This window comes from Mesorhizobium carmichaelinearum, from assembly GCF_900199455.1.
In the GTDB taxonomy this organism is placed as follows: Bacteria; Pseudomonadota; Alphaproteobacteria; order Rhizobiales; family Rhizobiaceae; genus Mesorhizobium; species Mesorhizobium carmichaelinearum.
In genome coordinates this window covers 1-10163 of sequence record NZ_FZQR01000071.1, presented here as the reverse complement: position 1 = coordinate 10163, position 10163 = coordinate 1, and the positions used below count along the sequence as shown (strand labels likewise).

The 10163-nt window shown below is 57.9% G+C and carries 7 protein-coding genes and 5 pseudogenes; 3 read left to right on the top strand and 9 right to left on the bottom strand.

What is annotated here, in order from left to right; translation table 11 throughout:
- Window positions 1–102: 102 nt before the first annotated feature.
- Window positions 103–216: pseudogene (locus tag CKW40_RS41260) on the bottom strand (transposase domain-containing protein); the annotation flags it as partial.
- Window positions 217–340: 124 nt separating this feature from the next.
- On the opposite strand from CKW40_RS41260, the gene CKW40_RS45680 reads away from it, so the two are divergent.
- Window positions 341–1537, top strand: a complete 1197-nt coding sequence (locus CKW40_RS45680) for a site-specific integrase (RefSeq protein WP_342202977.1) — start codon at window positions 341–343, stop codon at window positions 1535–1537.
- Window positions 1522–1827 (top strand): tyrosine-type recombinase/integrase, encoded by a 306-nt coding sequence (locus CKW40_RS45675; RefSeq protein ID WP_179298309.1) that lies wholly within the window; start codon window positions 1522–1524, stop codon window positions 1825–1827. Before CKW40_RS45680 ends, CKW40_RS45675 begins: the two co-directional genes overlap by 16 nt.
- Window positions 1828–2312: 485 nt before the next feature.
- Here CKW40_RS45675 and CKW40_RS41245 read toward each other — a convergent pair.
- The 3 genes and pseudogenes from CKW40_RS41245 to CKW40_RS41235 form a co-directional block, all read right to left on the bottom strand.
- Window positions 2313–3511, bottom strand: a pseudogene (locus CKW40_RS41245) (IS91 family transposase).
- A gap of 10 nt (window positions 3512–3521) precedes the next feature.
- Complete coding sequence (locus tag CKW40_RS41240; protein WP_244571539.1) at window positions 3522–3746, bottom strand: hypothetical protein; 225 nt, start codon at window positions 3744–3746, stop codon at window positions 3522–3524.
- 50 nt (window positions 3747–3796) lie between these two features.
- Window positions 3797–3907: pseudogene (locus CKW40_RS41235) on the bottom strand (transposase); the annotation flags it as partial.
- 84 nt (window positions 3908–3991) lie between these two features.
- Between CKW40_RS41235 and CKW40_RS41230 the strand changes: the two are divergent.
- Window positions 3992–5088 (top strand): annotated as a pseudogene (locus tag CKW40_RS41230) (IS3 family transposase).
- 131 nt (window positions 5089–5219) lie between these two features.
- On the opposite strand, the pseudogene CKW40_RS43505 reads toward CKW40_RS41230, so the two are convergent.
- The 5 genes and pseudogenes from CKW40_RS43505 to CKW40_RS41200 all read right to left on the bottom strand — a co-directional run.
- Window positions 5220–5698: pseudogene (locus CKW40_RS43505) on the bottom strand (transposase); the annotation flags it as partial.
- 144 nt (window positions 5699–5842) lie between these two features.
- On the bottom strand, window positions 5843–6853 hold the full coding sequence (locus tag CKW40_RS41215; RefSeq protein ID WP_244571538.1) for a D-alanine--D-alanine ligase family protein: 1011 nt from the start codon (window positions 6851–6853) through the stop codon (window positions 5843–5845).
- A gap of 826 nt (window positions 6854–7679) precedes the next feature.
- Entirely contained in the window at window positions 7680–8033 is a 354-nt protein-coding gene (locus tag CKW40_RS41210; RefSeq protein WP_095205264.1) for a DMT family transporter, read from the bottom strand.
- Window positions 8034–8553: 520 nt separating this feature from the next.
- On the bottom strand, window positions 8554–9234 hold the full coding sequence (locus CKW40_RS41205) for a methyltransferase (RefSeq protein ID WP_095205263.1): 681 nt from the start codon (window positions 9232–9234) through the stop codon (window positions 8554–8556).
- Between the two features lie 483 nt (window positions 9235–9717).
- On the bottom strand, window positions 9718–10161 hold the full coding sequence (locus CKW40_RS41200) for a TniB family NTP-binding protein (RefSeq protein ID WP_095205262.1): 444 nt from the start codon (window positions 10159–10161) through the stop codon (window positions 9718–9720).
- Window positions 10162–10163 lie beyond the last annotated feature (2 nt).

The following is a 10163-nucleotide window of genomic DNA, read 5'->3' as shown; positions in this document are numbered from 1 at the left end:
TTTGACGTATCCATGCCAATTCTGATAATCTCTTCCACGGACGGTCTCCCTCGATTGAGCTTTCAACGAACTCATTCTGGCACATTGCGATGCTGTTGGGAGCCGTCCACCCCAACACGGCAGCAACCCGTCGAGGCGATTGGCGGGGTGCCCGGCAATGCGGTGAAGCACATCGGTAAGCCAGGCTTGCGGATCGACATTGTTGAGCTTGGCGGTTTATGCCGCACGCCGAACTATGCCGAGCGGACGCGTTTCCTCCCATGTTTTTTATGACTTAGCCGCTGCATGTTCGGCATAGATTAGGGTCTCTCCGTCGCGATTGGCGCGAAGGAGAGGACATATGAACGCGAATGAGTATCTGCAACGCAGCAAGCTTTACCGGAAGCTGATCCACGGTCCCTATGGCGAGTTTTCACGGGTTTACGCGGCGAGATTGTCGGACGAAGGCTTTGCACAGCAGTGTACGCGGCGATCGCTAAGCCTGTTTCGTGACCTGATGGATTGGCACGTCGGCAACGGGCACGATCCCCGGGATTTAGGAGAAGCCCACGTTGAGCAGTATCTTGAGCACCGCTCGAAGCACTGGAGCATCAACGCGGGGGACCGGGCAGCTCTCCGGCGCTTGCTTTCCGCATTGCGAGATGAAGGCTTGGTTCCGGCCGCGCCTCCAATCGAGCCCACGGAGCAAGAGCAGATTGTTGAGGCATTCGCGGCCTATCTCACGAGCGAGAGAGGTCTGGCCCTCACCACGGTGGAACGTCACAAGCCCCTCGCGTATCGGTTTCTGCAGGAGACCTGTCCGGCGGGCGCTGACGGGTTCGCGGCGCTCACTCCAGAGATCGTCATCGGCTATGTCGAGCGACATGCTCTTGATGGCTCCGCCGACAGCGGCAAGGCAATGTGCGGGGTGGTGCGCGCCTTCATGCGCTATTTGCATGTGAAGGGCTTCATTGCGGTGGCCTTGGCCAATTGCGTGCCATCAATACGTCGCTGGCGGCTTGCTGGCCTGCCAACCTTCCTGCCGCCAGAGAAGGTCCAGCAGGTTCTCGATGCCTGCGATCGGGCCACGGCAATGGGGCTCCGGGACTATGCGGTTCTGATGGTCCTGGCCAAGCTCGGCTTGCGCGCCGGCGAGGTTGCGGCGCTCATCCAACGCGTGCTCGCGATCCCAAGCAAGCGATCCGACAAGCGGCAGCTTCAGTTTCTCACCAGACCCGAGATTGAAGCGATCCTAGCCTGCCCGGACCGTAGCATATGGCTGGGTCGGCGCGATCACACTCTGCTGTTGCTGGCCGTGCAAACGGGGCTGCGGGTCTCGGAGATCGTTGATCTCGACCGGGACTCCGTGATGCTTGGCCGCGGTGCCCATGTGCGATGTATCGGCAAGGGCCGGAAAGAGCGAAGTACGCCGCTCACCAAGGTTGCACAGCAAGCCCTTCAGTGTTGCTCAAGGAACCAAGGAAGCGTGGCGCAACGGCCCTATTTCCGAACGTGCACGGCGGCAAGCTCAGTTCCGACAGCGTGCAGGCGCTGCTGAACAAATATGTCGCCAAGGCGCGTGAGCACTGCGTCCCGCTTCGCTCGAAACGCGTGTCGCCCCACGTGTTACGGCACAGCGCTGCCATGGAGTTGCTGCAGGCGGGCGTCGATTGTTCGTTCATCGCCCTGTGGCTGGGCCATGAGACGATGGAAACGACCCTGACCTACCTTCACGCACATCTTGAACTGAAGGAATCCGCGCTTGCCAAGCTGAAGCCCTATGAACGCCGAAAGGCCGAACGATTTCGACCAAACGACCGGCTTCTGGAATTCCTGAACGCCCTTTGAAGGACAAAACTATGCCGAGTGTCAACGACCGGTCTGGATCGATAATCGCGGGCAAGGCGCTTGATACCTTCACGATCAAGACAGGGGCTCGGCATAGTTCGGCGTGCGGCATAATGCAAAGCGTTTTTAGCTTGGCGTCGCGCAGAAAGGCGGCTGGCGAGAGCGCGCAGTGGTGGATCGCGACGGTGAGCTAAAAACGTGTTGGACTAAGCCGCCGGCACGGATGGCCGCTATGGGCGTTCAATTGAGGCCGTGCCCATGAACCGGCATGGCGTGGGCGCGGATGCGGTCTTGGACGCGGCGATTGCAGGGGTCGCCTGCGCCGAAAGCGGCACCGATATCGGTTGCGGCAAGGTGAGGACCGGCGCCGCGCCCTGCCGGGAGAGGCTGCCCGGGGGTGATGGCGCACACCTTCGCGGGACCGGCTCGGTTTTGCGGCCGAACGGCGCGGGCGATACGGTGACGACGAAAGCTGAGCGCTTCTTTCATGATGTATCCCGGTATGGCGGGGGTCCGGTGACGCCGTCGAACGTTTCGATGACGATCATCCGCCCCTGATGACAGGCCGGGCATTGCCGGAGGGAATGCCCGGTAAGGTCCTCGTAGCGGTCGCGGTAGTCCTTCGCCGAGCAGCTGTTCGACGCCTCTGGAGCCGGCATGCCGAGCAGGTCGCGGCAGTGGGCGAGCTTTTGCGCGCGGTGGCGGTTGCCGAGGAAGCCGTAATAGCGGATGCGATGGAAGCCGTCGGGCAGGACATGCAGCAGGAAGCGGCGCATGAACTCGTCGGCCGAGACGGTCATGACCTTCTGTCGATTGCCGTGCCGATAGTCCTTCCAGCGGAAACGAACGGCGCCATCCTCGATGTCGACGAGGCGGTTGTTGGAGATGGCGACGCGGTGGGTGTAGCGGCCGACGTAGTCGAGGACCTGTTCGGGTCCGGCGAAGGGCGGCTTGGCGAAGATCACCCACTCGGCCTTCGAAGGGGCGCCAGATAGCGCCGGAAGGCGTCGCGCTCGCTCAGGGCCTGCAAGCTAGAGAAGAACTTCAACTGGCCGGCCGCGAAGGCTTCCTCCAGAAGCTCCAGGAACAATCGTCGGAACAGGCGTGAGAGCACCCGGACCGGCAGGAAGAAGCCGGGCTTGCAGGCGATCCATCGCGTGCCGTCCGGCGAGAACCCGCCGCCTGGGACGACGCAGTGCAGGTGGGGATGGTGCAGCAAATTCTGGCCCCAGGTGTGCAGCACGGCGAAGAAGCCGATCTCGGCGCCCAGGTGTTTGGGATCGGCGGCAATGGTGCGCAGGGTCTCGGCGGTGGCGCGAAAGAGCAGGCCGTAGACGAGCGCCTTGTTCTGATAGGCGATGGCGGCAATGTCACCCGGCAGCGTGAAGACGACGTGGAAGTACTGTGTGTCGAGAAGCTCGGCGCGACGGTCCTCCAGCCATTGCGCGCGGGCCAGCGATTGGCAGCGGGGACAATGCCTGTCGCGGCAGCTGTTGAAGGCGATGCGCTGGTGGCCGCATTGATCGCACTGCTCGACATGCCCGCCGAGCGCGGCGGTGCGGCAGAGTTCAATCGCCGTCATGACGCGACGCTGCGCGGTCGACAGCGACGCGTCATGCTGCACGCGATAGGCTTCGCCGTAGCGGCGGAAGATATCCGCCACCTCCGGCCCCGAGCGGGCCATCTGCTCGAGCTCAGAAGTACTGAGGCTTGGCCGGTGGCAGAACGAGGTCTCGGTCGAGATCTTCGAGCGTCAACGCCGCCGGCCTCTTCCGCAACCGGGCGGCGGCAAAGAGGATCAGGATGCGCAAGGCGTCGCGATAGCTGGCCACGGTCGCGGGAGTCGCGTTGCGCTGCTTGGTCAAGCGCAGGCGAAAGTAGGACTCCAGGAGCGGCGCCAGGAGCAAATGTTCGCTCACCTAACGCCTCAAGGTGGCGCGTCAGTCGGCGGCCTTCATCGTATGCATACGTCCCAGTCGATGCCCACCGCGATCAGCACCGCCTGGCTCATGACGGCGCCGGCCTCGCGCACCTTCTCGTAGCGGGCATCGAGCACGAGGTAGGCAAAGGGCTCATAGAGCTGGCTCTGCAAATTCGGACGGTGGCATAAGTGGATTTCCTGCCTGACGGTGGCGAGGTTTCTCGCTGCGAATCAGGAGCAGACATGACGAAGAGAAGCCGCCGGACGCATTCACCGGCTTTCAAGGCGAAGGTGGCTTTGACCGCCGTGAAGGGGGAGAAGACGCTGGCCGAGCTGGCGCAACAGATCGACGTTCACCCGAACCACGGGGTGTTCGGGCCGGACAAGGCGGGGGCGAGCGAAGCGCCGGTCGATTTGAAGGCGCTGCATGCGAAGATCGGCGAACTGACGCTGGCCAAAGATTTTTTAGAGGGCGCGCTCAGCAAAGCCGGCCTGTTGAGCGCAAAACGATGATCGACCGCGAGCACGGCTTTCCGAGTCGTCGGGCAAGCCAAGATGCTCGGCCTTGCCCCGCAGCACGGTCTACTATAAGCCTCGGCCGGTTTCGGCCGAGGACCTGGCGCTGATGCGCCGGCTCGACGAATTGCATCTCGATTACCCCTTCGCCGGGGCGCGTATGCCTCGGGCGCTGCTGCGGCGAGCCAGTGTCGCGGTCGGCCGCCGCCATGTCGCGACGCTGATGAAGCGCATGGGGATTTCCGCGATCTATCCGGCGCCCGAACACGAGCAAGCCAGCCGCGGGCCACAAGATCTACCCGTATCTGTTGCGCGGGATGAAGATCGCACGGCCGAACCATGTCTAGGCGATTGACATCAACTACATCCCGATGCGGCGCGGCTTCGTCTATCTGGCAGCCGTCTTCGACGAGTTCAGCCGGCGGGTGCTGGCCCATCGGGTCTCAATCACGATGGAGGCGGCGGTTTGCGTCGAAGCGCTTGAGGAGGCCCTGACCAGACATGGCCGACCCGAGATCTTCAACACGGACCAGGGCAGCCAGTTCACCAGCCTCGAGTTCACAGGCGCGCTGACGGCGGCGAGCGTGTCCATCAGCATGGATGGCAAAGGTGCCTGGCGCGACAACGTCTTCGTCGAGCGGCTGTGGCGCACGATCAAATACGAGGAGGTCTATCTGCGCGCCTACGACAGCGTGTCCGAAGCCCGCGCGTCGATCGCCCGGTATCTCGCCTTTTATAATGGAGGGCGCCCGCATTCGAGCCTTGACGGGCGCACCCCCGACGAGGCTTATTTCGGCGCGCAAGCGATGGCGACGGCTGCATGATCGTCGCCGCGCGATTTTGCTGCAGCTCTGGTCGGGCTACGCCCTTCCGACGCCGCAGCAAAATCGCAAAGCCCCGCGCTCAACGCAACCCGGCAGGATGCCCACTTAAATTCCGCGGGGCGCTGTCCAAACAAGCGGAGCCAGCTCTCATGAAGCGGGCGCTCGGCAAAAGCCCGGAGGCTTTCGTCCAGGCGCTTGTTGATGGCCGAGATCGCCGAGGCCGAGAAGGCGTTGCCGCACAGCTCCTCGATGATCGTCTTGACCTTCTTCGTAGACACCCCCTGCACATACATTCCGCAAGCGTTGCAACCAAGGCCCGTTCGGAGCGCCGGTAGCGCTCGAACAACTCGGTGGAGAAGCGGCCCGAGCGATCCTGGCACCCGCAGCTCCAGCTTGCCCACACGGGTGATTAGGGTGCGGCCGTAATGGCCTGAGCGATAACCGAGACGCTCCGGTGTGCGCTCGCTCTTCGAAGCGCCAAGCTCTCCTCCATCTCGGCCTCGAGCACTTCCTGCAGCACTGTGCGGATCACTTCACGCAGCCCGTCGGGGTTCGAAAGAAGAATGTCTTTGACGACGGCGCTGGCGGTCTTACCTTCAGTCTTGGTCATGGTGGCGTTCCTCGCGAGGGAATCGGGTGACGTTGAGCATCAGCAACCTGCCAGGACAGTCCTTTCTGAGCGAATTTGCAGAACTCTCAGCACACTACCCTATAAAGCGGATCCTTTGGACATACCTGCGTGCGTGTAGGTCTCTCAGATAGACTCGTCCCCAATGTAATGATTTGGCTTTGTGAAGGAATTTGATTGGGTGACAAGCCAATATATGAAATCTATAACTGTCATGCCATGATGGTGGAGCATTGCCGTAAAAGTGCTGTCTTTTGCTAAACCGGGGATATAATTGCACTCTAAAAAAAATACCTCGAGCAGTTCTGTGATCCTGAAATCAACTCGGATCATGTTGTATACGTCTATCGACGACGCTATGTCCTTTGAAATAGATGTCAATACAGAAGACAGTCTGTCAGACGACTCCAATTTCGTCTTTTTGCCCGATCCGCCGGAGTACTTTTCAGAACGCCCAAAAAAACCTGATCCCGCCTCAATTTTTACGACCGGAAGCGAAATTATCTCTCCCGACCCAATTATACAACCACACGAATACTCGTCTCCAGGTATGAACTCTTGTAATAGCGCTGCGTTATCGTATTCAAATATAGTACGAATAAGGGCATCAATGTCGACATGATATCTAATTGGGTCGTAAAAGAGCTTGGTAAATAGAGAAGAGCCAAGTGAATTAGGCTTTACGACAATTGGCACTCCGAGTGATATCGCACTAATAATTGACTCTTCTACGTTTCCGGGCTTTACTAACTTTGTTTTTGGCACTCTGACGATTTCATCGGACAATAAATAGGAAACGAACGAAGACATTGCATATTTATTCATTGTCAACGATGCGACATACGGGTCACCGAACGTCCCGTTCAACTTCGAAAGCGCGGCGAGCGTTTGAACTCCTCCATCTTCTCCAAACTGTCCGTGCAACAAGTTCACGATGTATTCGTCGCGCGACTTAACCGCATCAAACATGGCAAGTAGAGTTCGTCCAGGGCGGGTGTTTACGCCGGAAAGTTCCGCCTGCACATCAGCAATCGTAAACGAGGGGCGAAATGGTATCGTGCGAACGAGGCCATCATCTCGGCTAACATGATACAAATGTTTAACCGAAAATGGGCGGTTCGTATCGGGGATAGCCAAGTAAGAGCCAATTATGTATCTGAATGATGAGAGCGATCCATCATACTCTGTCGAGATCCCACCGAATATGAATGATACTTTTCGACGCATCTCTTAATCCCTCGCTATTTCTAAAAATATGGTGAGGTGACTTTTTTGTGACTGCCAACGTTGGTGGCTTAGCGCGGGCTGCCATACGATAGCTTCGCACGGCCGAACAGCATCTCAGGTCTGTTAGCCTTGCGCCATTTACGCACTAGCCCCCCCCCAGGCTTCGGGACTGGTGTTGTATGCGAGAACTCGGCATATCACTTGGTTTTTTGCGACGACGAGCGCTATTCTTGCCATTGATTGTTTTTCTCCAAACTAGGGGCTGGGCGTAGCGGGGCACAATCCGCCCAAGGTCGGCCGCGAATTTGTGGAACCATAGCACCGTCAGCGATTTGCGATCGCAAAGGTTCTGTTAATTTATTGGACTGTTCCGTGAGGCCCAACCGTGAAGGCTAGGGTTAGGATCGGTCTTTGCCGCCACGGTCGTCAGCTCATAGAGTGCGCGTCACAATCGACGAGACGCGCGACCGGCGCGATGAAGCGGGCGATCTCGGCAGAAAACTATTGATAAACCAGTCTGTGGAGCAGCTTGTCATCGGACCGCCGGCGCCGACATATATGGTCTGGAAGATTGGAACGATTCCGATGGCTAAACGAACATTGAAAGCGGGGCGTCAGCCACTCGGGTGACGCTTTGTATGAATTTTGTTCCTATTCTATTCCCGTTTTTTCTTCCTCGTCGCGTATTGGCCACGTCGTATGACTTGTTGTTATCCTCATCAGGCTGGATAGCCATTCAGCCTCCTTGGGCGAGAAAAGTAATACCGGCCAAGACAAGCGAGAGGCCAATCCACTTGAACAGGTGGAACGGTTCTCCAAAAATATAACACGCCGCAACCGTCACAATCGCAAATCCGGACCCCGCCACAATCGGATAAGCGAGTGACACCTCCACAGAGTCGAGGGCCTTTGCATACAACACGACGTTTATGCTGTAAAATATAGCTCCACCTATGAATCCCGCCGAGAGAAATTTGTCGGCAAAGCCAGCGTCCACCGGTAGTGACGTCCGACTCCACTTTAGCAATATGCTGCCGATACTAGAATTCACACCAGAGAGAAGAACTTGAATCAATGATATTCTGTTCATTCAGGACACTCCGTAATACCTAAAAAGCATCTACATAGCGCCAGTTCCGGCACCACAGAATGTATTGTACACACTCTGTCGAGTCCGATACTGCAAAATGCATGCCCACCCCAGTGCGGGCGGTCTGATCCCCGTAATTCTGGCAGCCGAAACCGGAGTGTCCAGACTGGCTGGTGGGTCCAAAGGCGGGCACGTTCAGCAATAGCATCAGGATTGGTATCTCCTAACCGCGGTGTCCGATATCCAACATTGTTAAATTGCAGAAGACGGGTTATGGTGCGCTTATCGACATGGATCAAGCAGGCGCTCCGCTACCGGCGGAACTTGAAACACGGGAGCGTGAGGTCCAGGCGACCATTCAACACACGCCCATGATGCAGATCACACCGTAACGATCAACCTCGGTACCCCCCCCGGCTCTATGTTGGGACGGCGAGTCAAACGTCGACGACAGTGAGCGCCAGCTTCCCTCAGATCGAACAGAAAATGGTAGTCAAGGCACGATGCAACCGTTCTGTAGTCATGCGCTTGGTCTCCTTTTCCGTATGGAGAACAACCTGTAGATCTGGCTCGTGTGGGGATACGCACCGGACCCGAGAAGTACGGAAGCAAGGTCGTTCGCGTGGATAATCTCCGAGAGAAGGTCGTCCCGGGCGCCGCTGGCGAAGCCTAGCAGGATACTGCCCGACTCGGTGAGGAATTCTGGCCCTTCCGATAGGAAGCGGTTGAGCAATCTATAACCCGGATCGATCGCTCCTCGTTCGAGATCGTCCCTATACTCGTAATCGTCCGGTGCGAAGATCGACGGATAGTTCCAAAATACAAAGTCGAATTTTCGGTGGGGCGTAATATTTGAGAAAATGTCGCTTCCGACTACCTCCACGTTCTGGATGCCATTTCTTTCAGCGTTCTCCAGCGTGTTTGTGACTGCCTTAGGATCAATATCACAAGCAACCAAGGACTCTGCGCCGTGTTTCGCGAGGTACAGCCCTGGGAGACCAAACCCGCAGCCGATCTCCAGGATGCTTTTCCCAGCGACAGGTGGAAAATTCTCAGTCAGCCAACGCCAGTTTTGGAACTCAAACGGCGAAAAGACACCTTCGTGTATAGTTAAATTCAACCCGAACGCCTGTATAGATAGCGGAAACGTGCCCTTCTGGCTTAGTGTTAGCCTATTTCTTATCTGATTAATTTCTGTCATGGGCTCTTAGGTGTCCTCAATCTATACATAACGTACTCTGCAGGTGACGACCGTCATACGTCTGCCGCCCTTACAACCGACTTCTTCACTTCGCGACTAATCTGAATGCCAGGGTGAATGGAATTAATGTTAAAGTCAAATTATCGAATGAGTATCTTTTGTAATATCGCGTTCACAATTATCAGTATGTCTCCGAAATGTACCGCCCTGCCGGCGGGGAGGACGCCGGCAGGGCTCGCCGCCCATACGTGCGTGGCGTCTGGACATGAAGCTAAGCGTGGCTTTCGGGCGGCAACCTCTTCGCTCGTTGCCTACTCGACCTCGAACGTGACCCCTTGGGCGAGCGGAAGGGTGCGAGCATAGTTGATGGTGTTGGTCGCCCGGCGCATATACGCCTTCCAAGCATCAGACCGAATTCGCGGCCGCCGCCGGTTTCCTTTTCGCCGCCGAACGCGCTATGCCGTCCAGAATCGCCGTCCGGAATTAATCCGGGCTTCGCAGGTCATCTCGGCGCTGGTGCAGAAGCTTGAGCGCGTCGCTGCCGCATGACATGCCGCGAAGCGTGGTCTCGATCCGGGGAAGACGAATGCTGCCGACGCCGCTAGTAGCGGCAGCGCAATTCTGGAGGAGATGGCAAAGCGCGCGAAGGGAGGTGTTTTGCCCGTAGGTGGCGATTGCCTCGTAGGCGTCGGCTCCCTCAACGTTGTGTTCGGCGCCAATCCTCACGCAGTCCTCCCGCGTCGGCTGCCCGATCTCGAAACGCATGCCGATACGGCTTTCGATCTGATCCACAGCGTGGGTGTCACGCCTCGTGCCCGCTAACCGATGAGTGTTGCCGGCGAGCAGTAAAGCGAAGCCGCACCGCTCCTGAAGATGCAGCAGCTCCCGCAAAACAGTGGGTGTGAAGTTCTGATATTCGTCCACCAACA

Coding starts and splice junctions, on each gene's coding strand:
- CKW40_RS41205 (WP_095205263.1), bottom strand. CDS start 9,234: ATGACAGAAATTAATCAGATAAGAAATAGGCTAACACTAAGCCAGAAG.
- CKW40_RS45680 (WP_342202977.1), top strand. CDS start 341: ATGAACGCGAATGAGTATCTGCAACGCAGCAAGCTTTACCGGAAGCTG.
- CKW40_RS41210 (WP_095205264.1), bottom strand. CDS start 8,033: ATGAACAGAATATCATTGATTCAAGTTCTTCTCTCTGGTGTGAATTCT.